At 51.9% G+C, this 23,253-nt stretch carries 23 protein-coding genes, 1 tRNA gene and 2 pseudogenes; 8 read left to right on the top strand and 18 right to left on the bottom strand.

Annotated features, from left to right (window positions below):
• The 5 genes from BN1139_RS02790 to BN1139_RS02770 all read right to left on the bottom strand — a co-directional run bounded on the left by BN1139_RS02790 (position 1) and on the right by BN1139_RS02770 (position 5,871).
• Positions 1–2,166, bottom strand: a complete 2,166-nt coding sequence (locus tag BN1139_RS02790; protein ID WP_041980126.1) for a chemotaxis protein CheA — start codon at positions 2,164–2,166, stop codon at positions 1–3.
• Entirely contained in the window at positions 2,153–2,470 is a 318-nt protein-coding gene (locus tag BN1139_RS02785) for an STAS domain-containing protein (RefSeq protein WP_052449564.1), read from the bottom strand. Before BN1139_RS02785 ends, BN1139_RS02790 begins: the two co-directional genes overlap by 14 nt.
• Positions 2,471–2,481: 11 nt before the next feature.
• A complete protein-coding gene (locus tag BN1139_RS02780; protein ID WP_041980124.1) occupies positions 2,482–2,847 on the bottom strand; it encodes a response regulator in 366 nt (121 codons plus the stop codon).
• Between the two features lie 144 nt (positions 2,848–2,991).
• The gene (locus tag BN1139_RS02775) at positions 2,992–4,623 is read right to left on the bottom strand and encodes a methyl-accepting chemotaxis protein (protein ID WP_041980122.1); all 1,632 of its coding nucleotides are present in this window, start codon (positions 4,621–4,623) and stop codon (positions 2,992–2,994) included.
• Positions 4,624–5,415: 792 nt separating this feature from the next.
• Entirely contained in the window at positions 5,416–5,871 is a 456-nt protein-coding gene (locus tag BN1139_RS02770) for an antitoxin Xre/MbcA/ParS toxin-binding domain-containing protein (protein ID WP_041980150.1), read from the bottom strand.
• Between the two features lie 111 nt (positions 5,872–5,982).
• On the opposite strand from BN1139_RS02770, the gene BN1139_RS20755 reads away from it, so the two are divergent.
• Both BN1139_RS20755 and BN1139_RS20750 read left to right on the top strand, forming a co-directional pair.
• Positions 5,983–6,174 (top strand): hypothetical protein, encoded by a 192-nt coding sequence (locus BN1139_RS20755; RefSeq protein WP_074045181.1) that lies wholly within the window; start codon positions 5,983–5,985, stop codon positions 6,172–6,174.
• Positions 6,175–6,286: 112 nt separating this feature from the next.
• Positions 6,287–6,586: a hypothetical protein gene (locus BN1139_RS20750; RefSeq protein WP_074045180.1), complete on the top strand. Its 300-nt coding sequence runs from the start codon at positions 6,287–6,289 to the stop codon at positions 6,584–6,586.
• A 549-nt stretch (positions 6,587–7,135) separates the two neighbouring features.
• Here BN1139_RS20750 and BN1139_RS02765 read toward each other — a convergent pair.
• The 4 genes and pseudogenes from BN1139_RS02765 to BN1139_RS20735 form a co-directional block, all read right to left on the bottom strand.
• Positions 7,136–7,963 (bottom strand): Fic family protein, encoded by an 828-nt coding sequence (locus tag BN1139_RS02765; protein ID WP_238325692.1) that lies wholly within the window; start codon positions 7,961–7,963, stop codon positions 7,136–7,138.
• A 66-nt stretch (positions 7,964–8,029) separates the two neighbouring features.
• Positions 8,030–8,263: pseudogene (locus tag BN1139_RS21735) on the bottom strand (DUF4172 domain-containing protein); the annotation flags it as partial.
• 610 nt (positions 8,264–8,873) lie between these two features.
• The gene (locus tag BN1139_RS02755) at positions 8,874–9,977 is read right to left on the bottom strand and encodes a DUF3289 family protein (RefSeq protein WP_041980117.1); all 1,104 of its coding nucleotides are present in this window, start codon (positions 9,975–9,977) and stop codon (positions 8,874–8,876) included.
• Positions 9,978–10,220: 243 nt separating this feature from the next.
• Positions 10,221–10,427 (bottom strand): helix-turn-helix domain-containing protein, encoded by a 207-nt coding sequence (locus tag BN1139_RS20735; protein WP_074045178.1) that lies wholly within the window; start codon positions 10,425–10,427, stop codon positions 10,221–10,223.
• Between the two features lie 118 nt (positions 10,428–10,545).
• On the opposite strand from BN1139_RS20735, the gene BN1139_RS02750 reads away from it, so the two are divergent.
• Positions 10,546–11,112 (top strand): hypothetical protein, encoded by a 567-nt coding sequence (locus BN1139_RS02750; RefSeq protein WP_041980115.1) that lies wholly within the window; start codon positions 10,546–10,548, stop codon positions 11,110–11,112.
• 160 nt (positions 11,113–11,272) lie between these two features.
• Here the strand turns inward: BN1139_RS02750 and BN1139_RS21920 are convergent.
• Positions 11,273–11,460 (bottom strand): annotated as a pseudogene (locus BN1139_RS21920) (IS66 family transposase); the annotation flags it as partial.
• A gap of 746 nt (positions 11,461–12,206) precedes the next feature.
• A tRNA-Pro gene (locus tag BN1139_RS02745) sits at positions 12,207–12,283 on the bottom strand.
• A gap of 213 nt (positions 12,284–12,496) precedes the next feature.
• Between BN1139_RS02745 and folD the strand changes: the two genes are divergently transcribed.
• The gene (gene folD, locus BN1139_RS02740) at positions 12,497–13,351 is read left to right on the top strand and encodes a bifunctional methylenetetrahydrofolate dehydrogenase/methenyltetrahydrofolate cyclohydrolase FolD (protein WP_005351199.1); all 855 of its coding nucleotides are present in this window, start codon (positions 12,497–12,499) and stop codon (positions 13,349–13,351) included.
• 116 nt (positions 13,352–13,467) lie between these two features.
• Here the strand turns inward: folD and cspD are convergent, their stop codons facing one another.
• The gene (cspD, locus tag BN1139_RS02735; protein WP_005300025.1) at positions 13,468–13,686 is read right to left on the bottom strand and encodes a cold shock-like protein CspD; all 219 of its coding nucleotides are present in this window, start codon (positions 13,684–13,686) and stop codon (positions 13,468–13,470) included.
• A gap of 229 nt (positions 13,687–13,915) precedes the next feature.
• Between cspD and clpS the strand changes: the two genes are divergently transcribed.
• Together clpS and clpA are read left to right on the top strand one after the other, a co-directional pair.
• On the top strand, positions 13,916–14,233 hold the full coding sequence (gene clpS / locus BN1139_RS02730) for an ATP-dependent Clp protease adapter ClpS (protein ID WP_005337111.1): 318 nt from the start codon (positions 13,916–13,918) through the stop codon (positions 14,231–14,233).
• A gap of 59 nt (positions 14,234–14,292) precedes the next feature.
• Complete coding sequence (clpA, locus tag BN1139_RS02725) at positions 14,293–16,548, top strand: ATP-dependent Clp protease ATP-binding subunit ClpA (RefSeq protein WP_005351201.1); 2,256 nt, start codon at positions 14,293–14,295, stop codon at positions 16,546–16,548.
• A 68-nt stretch (positions 16,549–16,616) separates the two neighbouring features.
• Here the strand turns inward: clpA and infA are convergent, their stop codons facing one another.
• From infA to aat, 3 genes are all read right to left on the bottom strand, one after another.
• Positions 16,617–16,835, bottom strand: coding sequence for a translation initiation factor IF-1 (gene infA / locus BN1139_RS02720; RefSeq protein WP_005300033.1), 219 nt, complete (start codon positions 16,833–16,835; stop codon positions 16,617–16,619).
• Between the two features lie 68 nt (positions 16,836–16,903).
• A complete protein-coding gene (locus tag BN1139_RS02715) occupies positions 16,904–17,620 on the bottom strand; it encodes an arginyltransferase (RefSeq protein WP_005351203.1) in 717 nt (238 codons plus the stop codon).
• Positions 17,617–18,324 (bottom strand): leucyl/phenylalanyl-tRNA--protein transferase, encoded by a 708-nt coding sequence (gene aat / locus BN1139_RS02710; RefSeq protein ID WP_005351205.1) that lies wholly within the window; start codon positions 18,322–18,324, stop codon positions 17,617–17,619. The genes BN1139_RS02715 and aat overlap by 4 nt, the downstream gene beginning before the upstream one ends.
• A 19-nt stretch (positions 18,325–18,343) precedes the next feature.
• Between aat and BN1139_RS02705 the strand changes: the two genes are divergently transcribed.
• Positions 18,344–18,814 carry an outer membrane lipoprotein gene (locus tag BN1139_RS02705; protein WP_005337104.1) on the top strand — a complete coding sequence of 157 codons (471 nt, stop codon included), beginning with the start codon at positions 18,344–18,346 and terminating at the stop codon, positions 18,812–18,814.
• A 108-nt stretch (positions 18,815–18,922) separates the two neighbouring features.
• On the opposite strand, the gene BN1139_RS02700 is transcribed toward BN1139_RS02705, so the two are convergent.
• From BN1139_RS02700 to ald, 3 genes are all read right to left on the bottom strand, one after another.
• Complete coding sequence (locus tag BN1139_RS02700; protein WP_005351207.1) at positions 18,923–20,170, bottom strand: diguanylate cyclase; 1,248 nt, start codon at positions 20,168–20,170, stop codon at positions 18,923–18,925.
• Positions 20,171–20,232: 62 nt separating this feature from the next.
• Positions 20,233–21,183 carry a thioredoxin-disulfide reductase gene (gene trxB / locus BN1139_RS02695; protein WP_005351209.1) on the bottom strand — a complete coding sequence of 317 codons (951 nt, stop codon included), beginning with the start codon at positions 21,181–21,183 and terminating at the stop codon, positions 20,233–20,235.
• Positions 21,184–21,368: 185 nt separating this feature from the next.
• Positions 21,369–22,484: an alanine dehydrogenase gene (ald, locus tag BN1139_RS02690; protein WP_005351212.1), complete on the bottom strand. Its 1,116-nt coding sequence runs from the start codon at positions 22,482–22,484 to the stop codon at positions 21,369–21,371.
• A gap of 150 nt (positions 22,485–22,634) precedes the next feature.
• Between ald and lrp the strand changes: the two genes are divergently transcribed.
• On the top strand, positions 22,635–23,126 hold the full coding sequence (lrp, locus tag BN1139_RS02685) for a leucine-responsive transcriptional regulator Lrp (protein ID WP_005300047.1): 492 nt from the start codon (positions 22,635–22,637) through the stop codon (positions 23,124–23,126).
• Positions 23,127–23,253 lie beyond the last annotated feature (127 nt).

Below are 23,253 nucleotides of genomic sequence, written 5' to 3'. Positions count from 1 at the left end.
TTATATTCCTTCAGCGTGACGACAGGGTGCGGAGAAATGCCCCTCATTGAGGGTGTGCAGTATCCGCTGTTGCTCCCACTGCGTGACTTGCGCCAACAGTTGGGGTATATCCAAAATCAAAGCCGGATGGCCATTGCCCAAAATGGTGGAGCCGCTGATGCCCCGCAAGGGGCGAAACAACTCCCCAAGCGGCTTAATCACGGTTTGTAATTCACCAATTAAGTGGTCAACTACCAGACCAGCTCTGCGATCGCCGTGATGAACCACCACTACAAACTCATTACTTTGCGCGGGAGGGAGGCCAAACAGGGCTCGCAGATGCACGTAAGGCAGCCACTCTCCTCGTAAATGCAGTTGCTGTACGGTCAGATCTTCTTCGCTATCAGGAAGTTCCAGGCACTCAGTCATCATTTCCAATGGAATGACGAACGCGGTGTCAGCCACTTGCACCCGAAACCCGTCAATGATGGCAAGAGTCAAAGGTAAACGAAGACGAAACGTAGTACCGACCCCCTGTTTGCTTTCAACCGTGACATCACCACGTAAGGCATCCAGGTTTCGGCGAACGACATCGAGGCCCACACCACGACCTGACAACTCGTTCACTTCGCTGTTGGTTGAAAAGCCTGGCGCAAAGAGCAACTGATAAACATCGTTATCACTCATTGCTTTGGTATCGCTCACCAACCCGGCTTGCAGCGCCTTGGCCAATACTTTCTCGCGAGATATGCCATCGCCATCATCATTTACCTCAACCACCACTGCGCCAGCATCATGATAGGCATTGAGTGTGATATTCCCCTGCTCGGGTTTTCCTTTTTCCCGGCGCACCGCGGGCGGTTCAATACCATGGTCTATAGCATTGCGTACCAGATGCAGTAATGGGTCAGTGAGCTTTTCCACCATGGACTTATCGATATCGGTGTCCGCATTTTGAATATTGAGGGTGACCGACTTCCCTGTTTGCAGGGACAGTTCATGCACTACGCGTGGGAAGCGATTGAAGATTTCATGGATTGGCACCATCCGCAGTGTCAATGCGTCATCCCGAATGCCCTCGACCAGCCCATTAACCACCGCCACGGATTCAATCATCTCAACATTACCCGCTTGATGGGCTTGTAACGTGGTCGCTGAAGCGGCAATGACCAGCTCTCCAACTCGATTGATCAACTGGTCCAATTTGGCTGCATCAATGCGAATGTAATGACTGTCACTACGAATGAGGTTTTTGCGCGAAGAGCTTACCGGTTCTGGTGTGTCGGTTACGAGTTGAGTCGTTGTAGATGGAGCTGTCAGAGGTGCAGGCTGAAGCAATACCTGAATGTCTGCCGATGTGAGTGAGCCCGCCCGCTCCCACCTTGCATACTGTGCACTGACGTCTTCATCTTGCCATGCACACAGCGCCGGGGCGGCTGCCCGGTAGAGGGCAAGATCACCGTGTACAGGCAGTAGGGTGATGACGCTTTGCGATGCAACGAAGTCGAAGGCGCTACGAAGTTTCTCCACGCCACAAGCACTTTCAATGACTATCTCGTAACCTAGGAAGCAATCAGTGCCATCAAGTAATTGCAAAGGAGGCAAGGGATGCCACACAGGCATGATGTAATGGATTGTGCCCTGCTTCCCCAGATATTTAAGCAATGCCAGTACGTCAAAACCATCGCGAAACAAACCGGAATAAAAGCGAACCGACAGATGCCAATGCTCAGATACGATGGGAACAGCAGGTTCTTTTTCTGGCATAACCGACCTGTCCGCCATGGTCATTGACGGCAAGCTCTGAAAGCCTTGCATTTGAGACATCAACGCCAATATTTGCTGAGTCTCGACCTGTTTCAGTTCTGGATTGTGCTCGGCGCTTTGCAATAAATCACGCAGTTGGTCGTTGCAGTGAAGCAAGAGTTGTGTGAGTGGTTCATCAAGGTCTAGATCACCACTGCGCAAGCGTGCCAGGATATTCTCCATGCTATGGGTAAAACGAACCAGCAATTCAAGACCGAGCATGCTGGCAGAGCCTTTAATAGTGTGCGCAGTTCGAAACATCTGATTATAGGTGTCTGCTCCCAAGGGGTGGCGGATCCTATCTAGCAACGCTTGTTCAAGGTTGTCACACTGCTCGTAGGCCTCTTCAAAGAAAAGCATCCTCGCTTTATTGATGTCCATGGCAGCCCTCGATGGTCAGGTGGGCCCAGAGCCCCATCGCTCGAAATGTCTCTGCTGCTAGGCTGTCCGGGTCAAGGACATACGTCATAGACTTACCCAGTGAAGTGGCTTCTTGTTGCAGCAAGCTCAGCAGTTGTGCGCCACATCCATCCAGCAGAGTGATGGCATCAAGTGATACGACAACTGAGGGGTAGTTGAGCAAACCCAAGAGGCTGTCTTGCTCCTGTGCGACAGTCATGATACTGAGCTCCCCCTCAATCACGGCGCATGTCTTAACTCCGCTGCTGTCGATAGTGATACCCATCACAACCTCCCTTATGGCTGAATAACCTTGGCCAAATTGTCGAGTAGTGATTGCGGTTCGAACGGTTTGGTCAGCCACACCTTCGCACCAGCCTCTGCACCTTGCAGCCGTAGCTCTGGTGTATTTTCGGTCGTTAGCATGACGAAAGGGATATAGCGGAATCCAGGGTGGGCTTTGACCTCACGAAGAAAGGCTAGGCCATCCATGACGGGCATATTGAGGTCAGAAATAATCAGGTGAATGCGATGCTGCGATAGCTGGGCCAATCCATCTTGGCCATCTTCCGCCTCAACCACATGAAAACCAGCATCCGTCAGTAATGTATTGAGGGCAAATCGGATGCTGCCCGCATCATCTACCACCAAAATAGACTTCATATTCCATCCTGTAAGGCGTCTACTTACCCACAATGTGACGGTGATATTCTATGAGTATCACCGTCACATTTTCCCTGGTTGTTGATGCTGACTAACACGCTGGTCGGCAGTGATAGTCATGCACGAGCACTTACATCGCCGCAATTAGCTCAATTTAAAGATAGAGACGCTCTTTTTAAGCTCCCCTACAACTTGGGTAAGGTGCACAGCTTCACCATTAACACACTCTGAGGCAGAGACGTTTTCCTGTGACATGTTGTTCACCTCTTCAACAGACTGAGCAATCAGTTGGCTGGCAGATGATTGTTCATGCAGCATGACGTTGATTTCTCCCATCAGCCCGACCACCGCCTGAGAGCTTTGATCAACCTTGGCCATCAAGTCGCTTGCTTGCGCTGTATTGAGACGAACGTTTTCGATGCTCTGTACATATCTATCCATGGTATTGACTGTCTCCATGGCGGTGGATTGCACACCGCTAATCATACTGTCGATTTCTTGGGTAGCTTTGGTTGTTCTCTCCGCCAATTGACGCACTTCATCGGCAACCACGGCAAATCCACGCCCCATATCACCTGCCCGGGCCGCCTCAATGGCAGCGTTAAGTGCCAGCAAGTTGGTTTGATCTGCCACCCCTTTAATCATGACGGTGATTTGCCCCACCTTGGTGACATCATCAGCCAGCTGACGAATTTGTGCGGTTGATTGATTGATGGCATCGGTCACTGCACGAACTTCCCGCGATACACCCTCCACTTGATGCTCACCTTGCTGCGCCAAATTACCTGAATTCATGGCTTGCTCATTTGCACTATTAGCGGAGTGAGAAAGTTGTGCTATCGAGGTAGACATCTCTTCAATGGAGGCAGCAGAGCTTGCTGTCGCCTGGGCTTGCATCTCGGAGCTGGTCATAACTTGCTGCGCAGCACTGGATAGCTGGGCCGCAGAGGAGCCCAGTTCTTCGGAGATATGCAGAACGGTGTTAATGGTTTCTTTAAGTGACTTACGAGTAGATGCCATCGAGTGTTGTAGGTTGGTAAGCTCATCATTACCAGAGGGCGGAGCAGTATCTACGAGGTTACCCTTGGCAATCTGGGAAAGCTCAGTAACTGTTTGAGCTAATGGTGCGAGGATGCTACGTATAATAAGCACCCCGGCAATGGCGGCGATCACCAGCACCAATCCCATTGTTATTACAAACTCCTGCCCTAATTGAGCAACCACGACATCGCTGTCGTCATAGGCTGTCTTACCCAACTCAACGTTCTTATTTACAATCGCGGAGAGCTCGTCATCTACCCGCTGAAATGCAGCAGAGACCTCTGATTTCATCAGCTGCATGGCGGCCTCATTATCGTTTCGGTATGAGGCATCCATCGCTTTTTTGGCTACAACCTTATAAGGTGGCCAGTCGCGGTCAAAGTCAGCCAGCAAACGCGTCTCGTCAGGCGTCAGCTCGGTAGCGCGATACTTATTGAGTAATGCCATCATTTGGGTTTCATATTTATCCATGACACCAGCAATGCGGTCCATTTCTGACTGCTTGGGTTCGATAACGTAGTTGAAAACTTCACGGTGGTGATAGATGGCTTGCATGTTTGCATTTGCCACATCGGTAATAGGAACAAGTTGATTGAGATACATGTTGTTTAACATGTCATTGATAGTGTCGGCAGATTGCTTTTGGCTCAATCCCATACCAAACATGGTTGCAAGCAACGCGGCAAGCAAGAGGCTCAAGCGAAGCTTTATTGATATCGTTCTTAACCAATCCATGGTGTTTACCTCAATGGTGAATGACTTCCTTACAGGATAAATGTGTAGGCAATAGAATTGCTGATAGCAAGAGCGTCAGATGAAAATCAAAAATGATTAATTTACAACAAAAAAAGCGGCTGACGAGCAGCCGCTTGAAATTGTAAGGACGCCCAACATAAGGCTTTGTGTCACGAGGTGGAGATAAGGTATTTCGTAACCACGCTTGCAGTATAGGCGATGCATCTGGTAGGGATGAAAATAGTTATAATTTAAATTTATTGGTCGATTTGCATAACATGGATGCGTGTTCTAGACTTGAATGGGCTTCTATAACCTTTAAATCACTTCCATTCAAATCTTAGTATTTAAATTCCAAGCTTACCCACTGCGCAATATCTTCACTTGTTGATTTTTCATATATTTTAGCCACCCATTAAAATTGATTATTGGTTTGTATTTATTAGTGTGTGTTATTGCTGAAGAAATGGAATTTACATTTAATAACTCAGCGAGGCGACATCAATTAATAAAATTTGCCTGTAGTTATCAAGAATTTTGATATGTACAGTTATATTACGTCAATCGCTCAGTAAAACACGATAGGTTCGATCAATAAAAATTGGTAGCTTAAAATAAAAGCTGGTTTATCTTCGCTGCGAAGCAGCGGAATGTTTAAAAAAATATTTTGTTCTCATAATTAGTAAATGGACAGTTTTCAGAGTTTTTCAAGTGGCTAAAATGAAAAAATTTGAAAAAAAACTATCGTGATGTTTTTTTGAACTGAAAGATGAGGCCGCAGGCTGCCTAAATTTATAGGCACACCCCATGCCGAATCCGTCCCACTAGATCGACAACAGCCTGACCCCCCATTGGTGTAGCCAACAACTTAACTGGGGCTACGCCACCGAGGCCCCAGGCGGTGCGGTTTAACCACGACAGTGTCTTGACGGTATCGTTCCTGTGAAAGTCGAGAACCGCATCGAGGGCCTGTGCAACCCCGTATACCCTGGCACCCTGCGATATTGATAGGGGGACTGCAATCCGCTGCTTGCGGGCCAGTGTACTCCGGCTAATACCAGCCCATTGGCAAACCGTTCCCACATCCGTCTTCATCAATTCAGCGAGCCGATAGAGTATGTCCGGTGCTACGCCAGCCACGATCCATTGATGTGCTCCTAGTGGGTCACAAGGAATACCAAGGGCTTCCAGGAGAAAGTTCGCAGTAGCTGCTGCGTCACTACTAGGATGATAGGTTGCATAGGGCATCATGTAGCATTCCTCATTGTACAAACACGACCTCTCATGAGCTATCCTACTCCAAACTGTCGCTTTGAGTGGAAGATTCACAGCAGAATGCCCCTGCATTGAGGAGAGCTGATGGCCGAGTTGGTCTGTACTGAACCAGGTTTAGGCATTGAGCCTGGGACTACTTTTCAGGTTCTATCGGAGAACGGCTCTGAATGGGAAATCCTGTTGGGTAATGAATACCGCAGGGTCAACAAACGCAGCGGGCGCGTTACAGGTTGGAAAACACCTCCAAAATTTGAGTGCAAAGACATCCAAAAATAACAAATGAGAGTTCAATGCTGGTTATGGCAGTGATAAATAGCCAGCCCAGGTTACTCCCACATCAAAAGCAGAAAAATTATAGTTTCATAAAGCCTTAAATAAGGAGCTTAGCATGCTCGTAAAAGAAATTGTGCCAACAGAGCAAGTTGTCGATGTCCTCTGTGATGTCTGTGGTCGTAGTACAAAAACAACTGTTGGAACCAACCAATACGGCTCGTTATCGGCGGATTTTGGCTATGGTTCCCGTCACGATGGTGAACGTTATAAGGTGCATCTGTGTGAAATGTGCTTTTTCGGCACACTCGCAACAGTGAGGGAGATGCATCGCGGAGATCATATGTTTGACGATGACTATGAGGCTGCAAACCCAGACACATTTGGGCGTGATTATTCTAATAGGGAAATAATATGAATGATATGCTCCCATATTCGAGTTTGTGTGGAGAGAACTATTTCCTATCATCGACTCATTCTGTGAGCCAATGATATTGTCCTATCGGCTCATTTCGTGAGCCGAACAAGATCGTTCATCGGCTCATCTGGTGAGGTGGTCTCAACGCTCACTACCACCTAGATTTAATTTTTGGCTACATAGTTTCATAGCAGATTGTAGTAGGAGCACCGTATGGGGAGGACATTGGAGGATATGATTTCATCCGAATCACCCGAGGTTGTCCAGAGAGCCAAGGCTCTTGCCGAAGAGCAACTGGTACGTCTCAGTGTGACCAAACTGCTTTCAAATCTCGAGCCTGGTGATGTTCCTGCAATAGATCCCGATGTTCTCGATAGTTTGTTATCACTCAAAAGATTAGTTGAGAGCCATGACTGTCGGTTAAGTCTATTCGTTCATATGCCTGACGGCACACATCATGGCGTCAACATTTAACTAAATAGCGTCATTTGTACACCAATCGCAGCTCTCATCTACCAGATGAAATTAACGCCCCATGGCGATGCTTTTTCAAACTCCCTCGGTGTGCAAGCGGATCTGATAGCGTGTATTGCGCCCGCCACCAGGTAATTTCTCAATGCACCCCCTATCCACCAGTTGCGCAAGATGGCGTGTAGCGGTCGCCTTGCTGACTCTTGCCACTTTTTGATACTGGCTTGCATTGATGCCATTTTCAAAACCTTCTTGGCCGCCATCCAATAAACGGTTAACCACCTTGGTTTGCTCTGGGCTCAGACCGTCATGACAGTGCCGCTGCCAGAAAGATGCCTTGGCAAGGCCACGAGCAATACTCTGTAATGCCAGCTCTATGGCGTAATCCAGTGTGTCGAGGAACCAACAAATCCAGGAGGTAATATCCAACGAGCCCTTCTGTGCTGACCCCAATGCCCGATAGTAGTCTGCCCGCCGTTCTAGAATCGCAACTGACATGGCATAGAGCCGGATACTGTGGCTGTCAGCCTGTGACAGCGCGAGATCGGTCAATGCCCGCGTGAGCCGCCCATTACCATCATCAACGGGATGCAGGGTCACGAACCAGAAATGGATGATTGCCGCACGAAGAAGGGGATCCATCGTGGGGTCATGTCGAGTCTGGTTAAACCAGAGCATGAACTCGGCCAGTTGATCGTCCAGAACTGCTCTGGGTGGAGCCTCAAAATGCACGGTGGGGCGATCAACACACCCAGAGACAACCTGCATCGGCTCATCTCCTCGCAACTGCCCTACGTTCACTGGCTGCACCGACCATTCGTTGGCGGGGAACAGCCAACGATGCCATTGGTAAAGTCGTTCAATTGTCAGTAGTTGTTCATGGTTGTCGATGGCATCCAGCATCATGGCCGCGAGCCCCTCTGAGCGCTCTGATACTGGATAGGACTGAGTTTGTGAGCTCCCTAACCGCCTAGCCAGGGAAGATCGCACGGATTGGGCATTGAGACGTTCGCCTTCGATAGCGGACGAGGCGATGATGTTAGCCAATAACGTGTCCAACGTTTGGTCGGGGTTCCCCAACCTGGAATGGCTACCTATTAGCATTCCCAGCCTGCGTTGAACCTGCCGTAATCTGGGCAATACCTCGCTATCCTGCCAACGAAAATGGGGCCAATCTGCTTGTTGCCAAATCCAAAATGGTTCCATTATTTCCTCATCCAACGTGCTAGGGTCTCAATAATGAGCCGACCCAGCCCATCATTCGGCTCAATGTTTGAGCCGAATATAACACATGCAGCAGAACAGCAGAGCTGGTAATGAGGATGGAGATACAGGCTGAAAATCTCAGACCGGAGCTGATGAAAAACTGGATTTATTGCTGCTGGGTGGAGCTACTGCAACCAGTAGATAGACGAGGCGGGAAGCTCGTTTTCGTTTCGAATGGTTCTTGTGAGCTTTCAGCTTGCGCTGCATGAAGCCACGCACACGCAGATGCCGTCTGGTCTGCTCATTCATATGCCTGATGATACTCACTAATATTGGGATGCTAATCTGAGCCACCAGATAAGAAGGATCGAACCACCGAGTAAATTGCCTGCCAAGTATTTCCAAGAGCGGTCTGACAAGAACAAAATCGCCCCCAGTATCGTTATCAGGCCCCAGAGATAGGGCATGAGCAGTACATATAGGCCAGTCAGTGAGTATTCATCGTTAAACCAGTCATAGACAGGCTGAATGAACAGGATCGATGCATTCAAGAGGTGATAGAGCATGAACAAAACAAATACCCATGTCCTCTCTGTCTTCACTGCTGCGCTCACTTTAGTTCCCCTTGGAATGGATAGCTGAGTTCAATAACGGTCAAAAATGGCTTGTAGGCAAAGCGCTTGTAGTGTTGAAGAACAAACCAGCTTCTGAAACCGGACGCTAGGCCGTAGAACTTGACTCTTCCGGTCGTGGGGTCAGGCCCAATGTCAGGATAATCGAGACCGAAGTGGTCATATAGCGTTACTTTGATCGTGCCCTTGTAGAAATCGCCAAACTTTTCGTATGTCGTGATTTCCGCCTTGCCTGCCCATACATCGTTAACCGCAATTGTGAGGCCCTGCACCTTATCTACCGCAGAGTTGAAGATGGGTAACCGAAAGCCGGAGGTCTTGCTGTATTGCTGCATCAAGTCACTCAGAACAAGCTTATTCACATCACCATCAACTTCGGCCAGCTTTGCCTTCACTTCCTTGATAAGGGTATCTGAGAACTTGATCGTGGTCGGGTGAGCTCGCGCTGCTCTCGTCAACGCTTGGTTCCGATATTCACCCCCCTCGGATTTCTCGAACTTGGCGATCATTGCCAGAATGTTCATCTTCAAGTCGCCAGTCACAAACAATGTGGCCATGTTGCGGAAGCTACTAAAGAACACCTTGGGGTCAGTCTTTTCGAGATCACCAATAAAGCCGTCATCTCCCATCTTCCCTACGAACATGGGGATAGCCTTGATCTGCTCTGCCGTCATTTTGCCGTAGGTCATATCTTCGGCGGGGCTGCCATCAACGTTCTTACCTGGCTCACGTTTCGACTTGTAGATGAGCACTGGTACACGATAGGTTGTGGCTGATGTTGTATCGGTTTTTGGCTTGAGAGCAGGAGGAATGGTTTCTGCCTTCGGGCGCTCTTTCTCTGCCGAACCGAACCACATTGTCGGCTTGGCCTGGGCATATGCTGACTTGATGGCCTGCTCAAACTTTGGTGTTCCCCTCACCGAGATTTGATCTCCCTGGATAGTGCAGCAAGCAAACACATCAGATTGCATCCCCAATATGACCTTCGACCCGTCATCAAGGCTTCCAGCCACAGGGCCTAGAATGCGCTTGAACTCGTCCTTGGTAAGTTGGCTGATGTCTCTGAGGTCTGGTTTTTGCATGTATAGAGGGCTCGATGAAGAGTAGTGATAGGATCACTTTATCATCAATGCGCCAATCGAGACCATGTAGGCATTTTCTGAAAACGGCAGTTTGTGACGCTTTCTATAGATAGGCTACAGGGGGGGGGAATAGCTAATAGGAAAATGCTAAAGCTGGCAATGAGGCTAATTACCATCACTGTGAATAATTATAGGGAAATATAGTTTTATCTGGGTGAAGATATAATTATTTGGAAAATATATCTATGGCAGCAACTCGCGAATGTCACACCCCATTACTCTGGCAAGACGATAAGCCTTTTCCAGGGTGATATTAACCTCACCACGCTCAATTCGTCCTACGTAGCTTCTATCAATTTCGGCCGCATATGCGAGTGCATCTTGCGATACGCCCAATTGAAGCCGTCTATTACGTACAGCATCACCAAATTTTTTTGCTAGATCTTGCATGTCTCGCCTCTCACTGGCGAGCACTATCTCTGGTTGTCTGGCTAACGACCACGGATTATAATCCGCAATCGAGTTTAGATTTCCACTAAGTGTTTTCGTTCGAGACCAAGGATTACTTATGAGCTCCCAGACTGTGTGGTTACCAACCGCGCTCTACACCGCACTCATCCGATTGCAGATGGATGACTTCACTGCGATAGGATTTGTAAATGCCATTTTTGGTGAAAAAGCAGAATCGCAGATACGTAAGCGGCGTTATACCTTCATTTATCGGCATCTGATCAAGCTCGTAAATCAGGGACTTCTAAAAAGGAAGAACGTTGATGATGGGAGGCGCTTTTCTCATTTCATCAGGACTCCCAAGTTCGATGAAGTGCATTTCAAAGAGGAATTTATTGGGCCGGATGCGCTTGTAACGGAATCGGGTAAGGAGCGCGAGCCGGAAACGTATGAATCCGTATTGGAGGGGCTGAGTGCGAGAGCACAGCACTACCGTCAAGCGTTGCAGGAATGTGATTCAATGCTCACTGAGTACCAAGAGTTAAGAACCGACTTCTCCATATTGGATCTAGCGATTGAAAGGGCCATCAACCATACCGTTGCAGAAAGTCGCGATTTGCGGGGCAGGCTGGAAGCCGTGGAGAGGCTTTTGAGGGGGTTGATGGCGTTTAGAAGCGGCTCTTGATGTAACCGTTCAGCGTCAGGGGATTGATGCACACAGTTCGGAGTGAATGGGGTAATCCGTTTTCTCGATGCGGGCTCGGATAATGGTATGCAGTCACTCTTGGGGTCAATGTCCCAAGCGTTTGGTCGTCTCAACCAACGAAAGTAAGCGTTGACGAAACAGCTACGTTGCGCAGTACATGGGCCCAGCAAAGCAGGCGCAGACTCGTGCAGATAAACCGGTAGCCAGCATACAGGCCCGCCACCAATACAATACACCAGCCAACTCCTACTCCAGCAGGCGCTTGGCGACATCAATGCCACGCCCGTTGGCTGTCATAAAACAGACCGCTATCTTGCTCAGAGCCATACACACATAGATCCGATCGATAAGGTTGTCATGAGCCAACACTTTGCTGTGGAGGAGGTGATGAGTGCGTACTCATCCAAAGACCAATAAGGTCGTCATTGGTTGTCCAATGGGGGAGGGGGGGGATTTAATTGAGAGGTTATAGAAATAAAAAAGCCAGCTAATGCTGGCTTTTTTATTTCTGAAAATGGCGTCCCGTGCAGGATTCGAACCTGCGACCATCCGCTTAGCTTACCACTACAGCTTTCACTGCCACCCGAGGGTGTTTGTGGTCTGGACTATATCTTCACCCACAGCATTATCTGTTTGGGTGGAGGGCGCTAATGATGTATTCCGCAATGAGATCGCATTGCACCATCTAGTCTCTGCACCTTCTCTACACGCTTGTAGAGCTTGGCTCAAGATTACCACCGCCATTACGCGCTGAGGCTTCCTTGAATTCACCCTCTCCACTGTATAGGTTTCCCTGTACAGGCTCCTAATAACTTAAAGGCGGATGCTCTATCCGACTGAGCTAACGGGACAAATTTTACAAATCAACAACATCTTAAGAGCTATGCAAAATGGTAACTCTTTTTTGTAAGGAGTAACAGCAAGGCTTTACTAGGTAACCTTACCATCTCTCCAGCCCTTGCCTGCTCTACTCACCTCAAAAAGTGGTAACACTTTGGGGGTTAGTTTTGCTACTATCCAACTGAGCTAAGGGCGCTTTGTACCAACACGTTTTGAGGACGAGTCGATGAACATGGTCGGTGATAAAGGATTCGAACCTTTGACCCTCTGGTCCCAAACCAGATGCGCTACCGGACTGCGCTAATCACCGAAAATCCCTGACCAGCATATCGACATGAGTCGTACTGGGCAACGGGCGGGCATCATAGCCAAGCGTAAGGGGCAGCGTCAACGACTTTTTCCCCCAGTAAATTCAAGTGCCTACTTATTGCCCGCTACAGGTATGGCGTGCGTCTGCCGCTAACATCCCGGCTAAAAAAATGCGACAATGCGCGGCAGTTGAACACATGGTGAGTGGAGAACGATGTCTGCCAAAATCATAGATGGAAAACAGGTTGCGCAAACGATTCGCAGCCAGGTCGCGGCGCAAGTCCAACAGCGGTTGGCGGCAGGGAAACGGGCTCCAGGGCTGGCAGTCATTCTGGTGGGGGCGGATCCCGCCTCTCAGGTCTATGTCGGCAGCAAACGTCGGGCGTGCGAGGAGGTGGGTTTTCTCTCCCGCTCCTATGATCTGAGTGCAACCGCCAGTCAGGAAGAGCTGCTGGCGCTGATCGACCAGTTGAATGCGGATAACCACGTAGATGGCATTCTGGTTCAGCTGCCGTTGCCGGATCACTTTGATACCACTCAGGTGCTGGAGCGGATCCAGCCTGACAAGGATGTAGATGGATTTCACCCGTATAACGTCGGTCGTCTGGCCCAACGTATTCCGGCGCTGCGCCCCTGCACTCCGAAAGGGATCATGACGCTGATCGAGACCACCGGCGTGAAGACGCACGGTCTGCATGCTGTCGTGGTGGGAGCGTCCAACATAGTGGGGCGTCCCATGACTCTCGAATTGCTGCTGGCGGGCTGCACAACCACGACCTGTCACCGCTTTACCCGGGATCTGGAAGATCAGGTACGCCGTGCCGATCTGCTGGTTGTCGCAGTCGGCAAGCCCAACTTCATCCCAGGGGAGTGGATCAAACCGGGGGCACTGGTGATCGATGTGGGCATCAACCGTCTGGCTGATGGCTCGCTGGTCGGGGATGTGGAGTTTGAGACGGCGCGCAGCCATGCCTCCTTCATTACCCCGGTACCCGGTGGCGTGGGCCCGATGACGGTCGCCAGCCTTATGGAAAATACCCTGATCGCCTGTAGTGAATATCACGACTGATCATGACTGGTGATAACCTGTGATCCCGTGAGGAGGCAGGATTCGCCAGAAATCTGACAATAAAAAACCGGTTGCTCAGAGAGGAACCGGTTTTTTATTTATCCAACGGGTGTTATTTACATATTTTGTGCTTCGTTTGGCACAATCACAGAGGCGTGATTTCCTTTCGGCCCCTGTTGCAGTTCAAAATTGACAGCCTGACCCGCTTTCAGGGTCTTGTAGCCCTCCATTTGAATCGTGGAGTAGTGAGCGAAGATATCCTCACCGCCCCCTTCCGGACAGATAAACCCAAATCCTTTTGCGTTGTTAAACCACTTAACTGTGCCGGTTGCCATACTTCTACATCCTTTTATTGATTACCCAGAAGTCGTTGAGTAACCTGCGCCAGCCCTTTATAACTAGGGACATGGGCCCATAGCAGACGGGCACAGATTAGCAAGTAACCAATCTAGTCTAACTTTTGAGCGAGTCAAGAAGTTGTTAACAGCTGATGTGATCTGGTTAACAAGTCTATTGACAACCTTGTGTTAGACGGTAGTAATCTAGAGGTACCAAAGCGCGATTATGAGCAAGCAGAAAGAACTCTTTGCTAATGAAGAGATTGCAGAAGCAGAGAAAACAAAGCTGCAGCCGCCACCCATGTATAAGGTTGTGTTGAACAACGATGACTACACCCCGATGGAGTTCGTGGTGGAGGTGCTGCAAAAGTTCTTTGGTATGGATTTGGACAAGGCGACTCAGGTCATGCTGAGTGTGCATTATAGTGGTAAGGGTGTCTGCGGCATGTTTACCGCAGAGATCGCCGAAACCAAGGTTGTCCAAGTCAACACCTATGCACGTAACAACGAACATCCACTGCTCTGTACTATGGAAAAGGCTTGAATCTGATGACTTGATGGCGAGTGTGACACCACATTGTAGCTGTACTAGGGGAGGTGCCTATGTTGAATAAAGATCTAGAAAAGACGCTGAACGAGGCTTTCAAACTGGCCCGTGACGAGCGCCACGAATTCATGACCGTCGAGCACCTGTTGTTAGCCCTTCTGGATAACAGTTCAGCCCATGAGGCGCTGAGCTCTTGTGGTGCCGATGTTGAGCAGATGCGCAAGGAGATCCGCGCATTCATCACCCAAACTACTCCGCTCATACCGCGCGATGATGAAGATCGTGAAACCCAGCCGACATTGGGCTTCCAGCGCGTGTTGCAGCGTGCCGTCTTCCATGTGCAATCCTCCGGCAATACCGAAGTCAGCGGCGCCAACGTGCTGGTCGCTATCTTCAGTGAGCAGGAGTCACAAGCTGCCTATTTCCTGAAAAAAGCCGAGATCAGCCGTCTCGACGTTGTCAATTTCCTCTCCCACGGGGTGCGCAAGGACAGCAAGCCGGATCTCGGCAGCAATAACAATCCCGAGTCTGATGATGATGTTTCGACCGCACAGATCGAGAGCTTTGCCACCAACCTGAACCAGCTGGTGCTGGAAGGGCGCATCGATCCGCTGATTGGCCGTGATCAGGAGCTCAATCGTACCATTCAGGTGCTCTGCCGTCGTCGCAAGAACAACCCGCTGCTGGTGGGTGAAGCGGGTGTGGGCAAAACTGCTATTGCCGAAGGCTTGGCCTATCGCATCGTCAAGGGGGATGTCCCCGAGGTGATTGCGGGCAGTACTATCTATTCGCTGGATATGGGGTCTCTGCTGGCGGGCACCAAATACCGTGGTGATTTCGAGAAGCGCCTCAAGGTACTGCTCAAGCAGATTGAGCGTCAGGAAGGGGCCATCCTCTTTATCGACGAGATCCATACCATCATCGGTGCCGGTGCGGCATCCGGTGGTCAGCTGGATGCGGCCAACCTGATCAAGCCGCTGCTCTCCAATGGTTTGCTCCGCTGTGTGGGCTCCACCACTTATCAGGAGTACGCCCAGATCTTCGAGAAAGACCGTGCGCTGGCCCGTCGCTTCCAGAAGATCGATATTGTCGAGCCGACTATCGATGACACCACACGCATCCTGATGGGGCTCAAGAGTCGCTATGAAGCTCACCACGGCGTACGCTATACCGCCAAGGCGATCCGTGCAGCTGCCGAGCTCTCTGCCAAGTACATCAATGATCGTCACCTACCCGACAAGGCGATCGATGTGATCGACGAGGCGGGCGCCGGTCAACGGTTGCTGCCTGCGAGCAAGCGCAAGAAAGTGATCAATGTGCAGGAAATTGAGTCCATTGTGGCCAAGATCGCCCGCATTCCGGAGAAATCAGTTTCTTCCTCGGATAAAGAAGTACTGAAGAACTTGGAGCGCAATCTGAAGATGGTGGTCTTTGGTCAGGATAAAGCCATCGAGGTGCTGACCGATGCGATTCGTCTCTCTCGTTCAGGTTTGGGTAACGAGCGTCGCCCGGTAGGTTGCTTCCTCTTCGCTGGCCCGACCGGGGTGGGCAAGACCGAGGTTACCCAGCAGTTGGGCAAGGCATTGGGTGTCGAGATGCTGCGCTTTGATATGTCCGAGTACATGGAACGTCACACCGTCTCACGTCTGATTGGTGCGCCTCCCGGCTATGTTGGTTTTGAGCAGGGTGGTCTGCTGACTGATGCGGTGATCAAGCATCCTCATTCCGTTGTGTTGCTTGACGAAATTGAGAAAGCTCACCCGGACGTATTCAATCTGCTGTTGCAGGTGATGGACAACGGTACCCTGACCGATAACAATGGACGCAAGGCGGATTTCCGTAACGTCATTTTGGTGATGACTACCAACGCCGGTGTGCAGGAGACTCAGCGCAAATCGATTGGCTTCCAGCAACAGGATTTGAGCCACGATGCCATGGCGGTGATCAACAAGACCTTCAGTCCGGAGTTTCGTAACCGGCTTGATCACACCATCTGGTTCAACCATCTCGATATGACGGTGATCCATCAGGTGGTCGACAAGTTCATTGTCGAATTGCAGGTTCAACTGGATGCGAAGGGAGTCTCTCTCGAGGTGTCCGAACGTGCCCGCCACTGGTTGGCAGAGAAGGGATATGACAGAGCCATGGGGGCCAGACCGATGGGTCGGGTTATCCAGGAGCACCTCAAGAAACCCCTGGCCAACGAGATCCTGTTCGGCTCACTGGTTGACGGGGGAATTGTGAAGGTTGAGTTGGTAAATGACAGCCTCAGCTTTGATTTTCAGGTCAATGTTGAAGCTGTTTCCCACTAAGCGTCAGTGATCAGAAAACGACAAAAAACCCCAACCGAAAGGTTGGGGTTTTTTGCTGAATTCCTGGCTTAGCGAGAGCGGAAAACAATACGTCCCTTGGAGAGATCGTAGGGAGTCAGTGCTACCGTTACTTTGTCTCCAGTCAGGATACGAATGTAGTTTTTGCGCATCTTGCCTGAAATATGAGCGATAACCACGTGACCATTCTCCAGTTCCACACGGAACATGGTATTGGGCAGGGTTTCGAGAATAGTGCCCTGCATCTCAATACTGTCTTCTTTAGCCATTGAATCCTCTTGATAAGCCACAACAAAAAACCGCTGGATCATGCCGGATTTAAGGCTATGTGTAAAGTTTACTCGGGCTTGGTGTCGATATTTTTCCATTCCCCCTGAATTAACAGCTCGTGAGGGAGATAATTGCGCTTGTAATTCATCTTGCGGCACGCCTCCACCAGATAGCCAAGATAGAGCCAGCTTCGCCCGGTTCGCCTGGCCAGATCGAGCTGGCAGAGGATGGCAAAGGTGCCCAGGGAGCGATCGGCATAATCGGGGTCGAAGAAGGTGTACATGGCGCTCAAGGAGTGGGGTAGCAGGTCTGTGGTGGCCACACCGATAAGACGACCCTCCTTGCGCATCTCCAGATAGAGTGGCGGCATCCAGTCACAATGGAGAAACCCGCGATACTGGCTGCGGTTGGGGGGATACATGCTGCCATCGTGATGTCGTTCGCGGATATAACGTTCGTAGAGCAGGTAATACTCGGGTTTGTCATCGTAGCTCAGGACGATCTCGATATCCCTGTTGAGCTGGCGGATCCGCTTCTGGCCGCGGCTGGGACGAAAGTGTTCACTGTGAATACGAAGGGATTGGCAGGCATGGCACGCCGGGCAGTGGGGACGATAGATGTCGTTGCCACTGCGGCGAAAACCGGCAGTCAACAATCGCTCGTAACCGTTGGCGTTGAGCAGATTGTGATCCATCAGCACCAGCAACTGCTCCTGTTCATGATCCAGATAACTGCAGGGATGCTTGGGAGTCAGCCCTACTTTGAGGATCACTTCTTCAGTCATAAGCTGATCTCCCCCTCTTGCCAGCAGGAAGCCAACAGTGGTTGATGGCCAAGGCGCGCCAGCTCGGCCAGAAAACGGGCCCTTGGCCACTCCTCGATACCCAGGGTCGCCAGAAACGGGTTCTGCATCTGGCAATCGATGAGAGCGCCGTGATGGCGGGCGAAGTGGCGACAGAGTGCCACCATGGCAAGTTTGGCGCCGTTATCAATCCGGCTGAACATGGATTCACCGCAAAACAGTCGGCCGATAGAGAGGCCATACAGTCCCGCTTGCAGCTCTCCCTCCTGCCAGATCTCGATAGAGTGGGCATGACCCAGCCGGTGCAACTGCTGGTAGGTCTCGATCATGGGTTGGCTGATCCAGGTGCCATCGGCAGTGCGACGAGGGGCGGCGCAGGCGGTAATGACTTCATTAAAGGCGCGATTGACGGAAATATCGAATGGGGTACGGCGGATAATCTTCTGCAGTGTCCGTCCCACATGGAGTTGGTCTGGGCGGATCACTCCGCGGGGATCCGGTGACCACCACAGGGTCGGTTGGTGGGGTTCATTCCACGGGAAGATCCCCTTGTGGTAAGCTGCCAGCAATCTGGCAGGGGAGAGATCCCCGCCGATCGCCAGCAAGCCGTTGGGTTCTTCCAGCGCATGGCTGGGGTCGGGAAACCAGCAAAGCTCATCATCCAGTTGGGTAAGATAGCGAGACATAAGGCAACGAGGTTCATAGATGAAGGCCATTATCCTGATAGTATCCAGCTTGCTCTGCTTTGTCACGGCGCCCGCCGGGGCGGAGGTCTACCAGCGCAATACCGCGCGGCCAGTCAATCAGGTGGTGTTTGGTCAGGTCGAAACGGTGCGCAATATTACCCAGCGCCAGATCCTGGAGTCCGAGCACTCTGGCTGGAAGACGCTGGGTGGTGCCGTGTTGGGCGGTCTGCTTGGCAACCAGTTTGGTGGCGGTCATGGCCGTGAAATCGCCACCGCCGTCGGCGCGCTCGCAGGTGCTGCGGCTGCGCAGCAATACCAGTCCGGGGGAACCGTGGTGGAAAACAAGTTGGTGGAGTTGCTGATCCGCAACGAGCAAAATGCCCTTATCAACGTAATCCAGGATTATGATCCCGCCATGGTCTTTGCCAATGGGGACAAGGTGCGCATTCTCTACTTCGATGATGGGGTGCGGGTCGACAAGACTTACTGACTTTCGATAGTCTCGGTGATGGGGAGACTGTGGCAGGGAAGGAACCCGCAGACTCTCCTGCTGGAAAGTCTGTCGGGCGGTAATACACGGGACTGATGCCCTGAGGATTCAGATAGCTGTCTCTTGAGAGACTATCTTGTCGCGACCGGTGTTCTTTGCCTGATAGAGCAGCCGATCCGCTACGCTCAGCGCCTCGTCCATGGATATCCGCCCGACGCTGATCACGCCGTAACTGGCGCGAACAAAGAGCGGGGTTTCCGGTGACAAAGGTTGCTGGCGCAGCTGCTGACGCAGCCCTTCAAGACGCTTGATCAACACGGGGACGGTACAGTGAGGCACCATCATGGCAAACTCCTCTCCGCCAAAGCGGGCGATCATGGCATCGGGGAAGAACTGGGTCAGTAACCGGGTCAGATGGCAGAGCAGTTGATCGCCGATGGCATGGCCCCAGTGATCGTTGACCTGCTTGAAGTGATCCACATCGAGCACACAGAGTGCAAGAGGCGTCTGCTGGCGCTGATGCTCTTCAAACCATTTTTGCCCTTCGTTGAACCAGTAGCGCCGGTTGTAGAGACCGGTCAGGTAGTCACGATTGGCTGACTCCTGAATGCTGTTGAACTGCTCGAGGGCTTCCAGATTGTGGCTGACCCGACACTGCAGCTCTTCCGGCTCGAACGGCTGGTTGAGAAAGTCGTTGGCGCCCTGCTTGAGATAGCGAGCAGAGAGACCTCGCTTGTCCGAGACAGAGATCCCGATAATCGCGAGCTGCTGCTTGCTGTAACGCTCTCTCAGCATCCGCACCAGACTGATGCCATCGATATCCGGCATATAGTAGTCGACCAGTGCCAGCCGGATGTCCGGGTGTTGCTCCAGCATCGCCATCGCTTCACGGGCATGACTGGCCTCATGCACCTGCAACAACTGCTTGCGCAACTGGGCCATGGTGCGGTGACGGGAGGTGCGTGAGTCGTCGACCACCAGCACTTCGATCGACTGGTTGAGATAGAGGCGGTGCACCAGACTGACGGCATATTGCAGCGAGTGGCGCGAATCCTTCATCACATAGTCCAGCACGCCGGTTTCCAGCCAGGCGGCACGTTTATCCTCGCTGATGTCGGCGGTGAGGATCACCACCGGCAAACCTCGAGCCAGCAGCTCGTTGACCGCTTCGCCACGGGGCGCATCCGGCAAGGTCAGGTCCACCAGCGCGACCACATACTCCTCGCCCCGACAGTGACGGGCTCCTTCGAGGGTATCGAAGGCGTCAATCTCGAGGCCTGTCTGCTGGGCAATGGCCTGAGTCAGCATACGGCGGATGGTCAGGCTATCTTCGACAATCAATATCTTCTGTTTCATTAGACTCCTTTAAATAAAAAAGGCATACCGACTGGTATGCCTTATATCACAACTGCGCTTGTTTATTGCGCGTCGAGGTAGCGTTCGGCATCGAGGGCGGCCATGCAGCCGGTACCGGCAGAGGTGATCGCCTGACGGTAGTTGTGGTCGGCCACGTCGCCGGCAGCGAAGACACCTTCAATGCTGGTCTGGGTGGCAAAACCGTCGAGGCCGCCACGTACCTTCAGATAGCCGTTTTGCATCTCCAGCTGGCCATCAAAGATCTGGGTATTGGGCTGATGGCCGATGGCGATGAAGACGCCCATCAGCGGCAGCTCGCTGGTGCTGTTGTCCTGAGTGTTGCGCAGGCGCACACCGGTGACCCCCATCTGATCGCCCAGCACTTCGTCCAGGGTCTGGTGGGTGTGCAGCACGATATTGCCGCTTTCGATCTTGTCGTGCAGACGCTTGATCAGGATCTTCTCGGCACGGAACTCGTCGCGGCGGTGGATCAGGTGCACCTTCTTGGCGATGTTGGCCAGATACAAGGCCTCTTCAACGGCGGTGTTGCCGCCGCCGATCACCGCCACTTCCTGATTGCGGTAGAAGAAACCGTCACAGGTGGCACAGGCAGAGACGCCGCGCCCCTTGAAGGCCTCTTCGGAGGGCAAACCCAGATACTTGGCGGAGGCGCCGGTCGCGATGATCAGGGCATCGCAGGTGTACTCGCCGTTGTCGCCCTTGAGACGGAACGGGCGCTGAGTCAGTTCGACACTGTTAATGTGATCAAACAGGATGCGGGTGTCGAACTTCTCTGCATGCTCTTTCATGCGCTCCATCAGGGCAGGGCCGGTCAGGCCTTCCGGATCACCTGGCCAGTTTTCTACTTCGGTGGTGGTGGTCAGCTGACCCCCTTGCTGCATGCCGGTGATGAGCAGGGGATTGAGGTTGGCGCGGGCGGCATAGACGGCCGCGGTGTAACCGGCCGGGCCTGACCCTAAGATCAGCAATTTGCTGTGAGTGACTTGGCTCATGATGTCATTTCCGGGATGTGATGAGTTTGCGCGATTGTAGGTAATTCGTGATCCGGGGTCAAAGGCTGGTGAGTCGATTGCATTAATCGTGTTCACAAGGGGTGACATGCAAAATAAAGGAATAAAAAAACCGCCCATCGCGGGCGGATTTTCACTCATCTCCAACTGGCGCAGGCCAGCGCAGATCAGTTCAGCAGGGTCAGGGGATCCGTGTAGGCAAGGCCATGCGCCACGGCCACTTCCTTGCAGGTGAGCTTGCCCTCCATCACGTTGAGCCCGTGCAGCAGGTTGGGATCGTTCAGCAGTGCCTGACGATACCCTTGCTGGGCCAGCTTGATGATAAAGGGGAGGGTGGCATTGTTGAGCGCCACGGTCGAGGTGCGGGCCACCGCCCCCGGCATGTTGGCGACACAGTAGTGCACCACCTCATCGACAATATAGGTCGGATCCTGGTGGGTGGTGGCGTGGGAGGTTTCCACACATCCGCCCTGATCGATGGCCACATCGACGATGGCAGAACCCGGCTTCATGCGCGCAATGTGGTCACGGCGGACAAGTTTTGGCGCAGTGGCGCCCGGTACCAGCACGCCGCCGATGACCAGATCGGCCGCCAGCAGATGACGCTCCAGTGTCTCGCTGTTGGAGTAGACCACCTTGGCCGCTCCCTGGAACTCGTTATCGAGACGGCGCAGGGTATCGACGTTGTTGTCGAGGATGGTCACATCCGCGCGCAGGCCAATGGCCATGCGGGCTGCATTGGAGCCGACCACGCCGCCGCCGATGATCACCACCTTGGCCGGTTCGACACCGGGTACGCCGCCGAGCAGTACACCGCTACCACCGCGCGATTTTTCCAGCGCCTGGGCACCCGCCTGAATAGACATGCGTCCGGCCACTTCCGACATGGGGGCCAGCAGGGGCAGGCCGCCACGGCCGTCGGTGACGGTTTCATAGGCGATACAGATGGCACCGCTTTTCAGCAGGGCTTCGGTCTGGGGCAAGTCTGGCGCCAGATGCAGATAGGTGAACAGGGTTTGACCCGGACGCAGCATGGCACATTCGACAGGCTGAGGTTCCTTGACCTTGACGATCATCTCGGCTTTGGCGAAAACCTCTGCTGCAGAGGCCAAAATTTCGGCTCCAACAGCGATATAATCTGCATCGCTGAAGCCAATGCCGTTTCCAGCACCGCTTTGGACGAAAACAGTATGGTTTCGTGCTGTCAGTTCACGTACACTGGCCGGAACCATGCCTACGCGGTATTCATGGTTTTTTATCTCTTTAGGTACACCGATAATCATGCTATCCCTCGTCTATAGATTGGTGTTTCATGTTGCCAAAATGTTAACCAACATTTGCGCCTAGTATATTCAGGTATTGACAGGATTTGTGACCATAATTATAAAATGACTGGTGATTCTTACCAAAAAATAGCCAAAGGATGGAATAAAATGATGGAAGCTAAGAGTCGGCTAAAGGATTTGGACAGGATTGACCGCAACATTCTTAATGAACTGCAAAAGGATGGCAGGATTTCGAATGTTGAGTTGTCCAAGCGAGTTGGCCTGAGTCCTACACCGTGTCTGGAACGGGTTCGTCGCCTCGAGCGACAAGGTTATATCGAAGGATATGCCGCTATTCTGAACCCTCATTATCTGGACGCATCTCTGCTGGTGTTTGTAGAGATAACCCTCAATCGCGGGGCGCCTGATGTGTTTGAACAGTTCAACAAGGCTGTTCAGGTGCTCGAAGAGATCCAGGAGTGTCATCTGGTTTCCGGTGACTTCGACTATCTGCTCAAGACCCGAGTCAGCGACATGTCGGCTTACCGCCGTCTGTTGGGGGAAACCCTGCTGCGTCTGCCCGGTGTCAATGACACCCGCACCTACGTGGTGATGGAAGAGGTCAAGCAGAGCAGTCGTCTGGTGATCAGCACCCGATAAAGCAGGTTATGCCGTGGTATCTTTTCCATATGAGACACCATGACAGTCAGAAACGAGCGGCCGGTCCGCTCGTTTCTTCTTGTAAAGATAATTGCAAATATGGCCCCGTCCCATCAGGCTCTGGCTG

This window comes from Aeromonas veronii bv. veronii (genome assembly GCF_000820225.1).
Lineage (GTDB): Bacteria > Pseudomonadota > Gammaproteobacteria > Enterobacterales > Aeromonadaceae > Aeromonas > Aeromonas veronii.
This window is presented reverse-complemented; position numbering and strand designations above follow the sequence as displayed.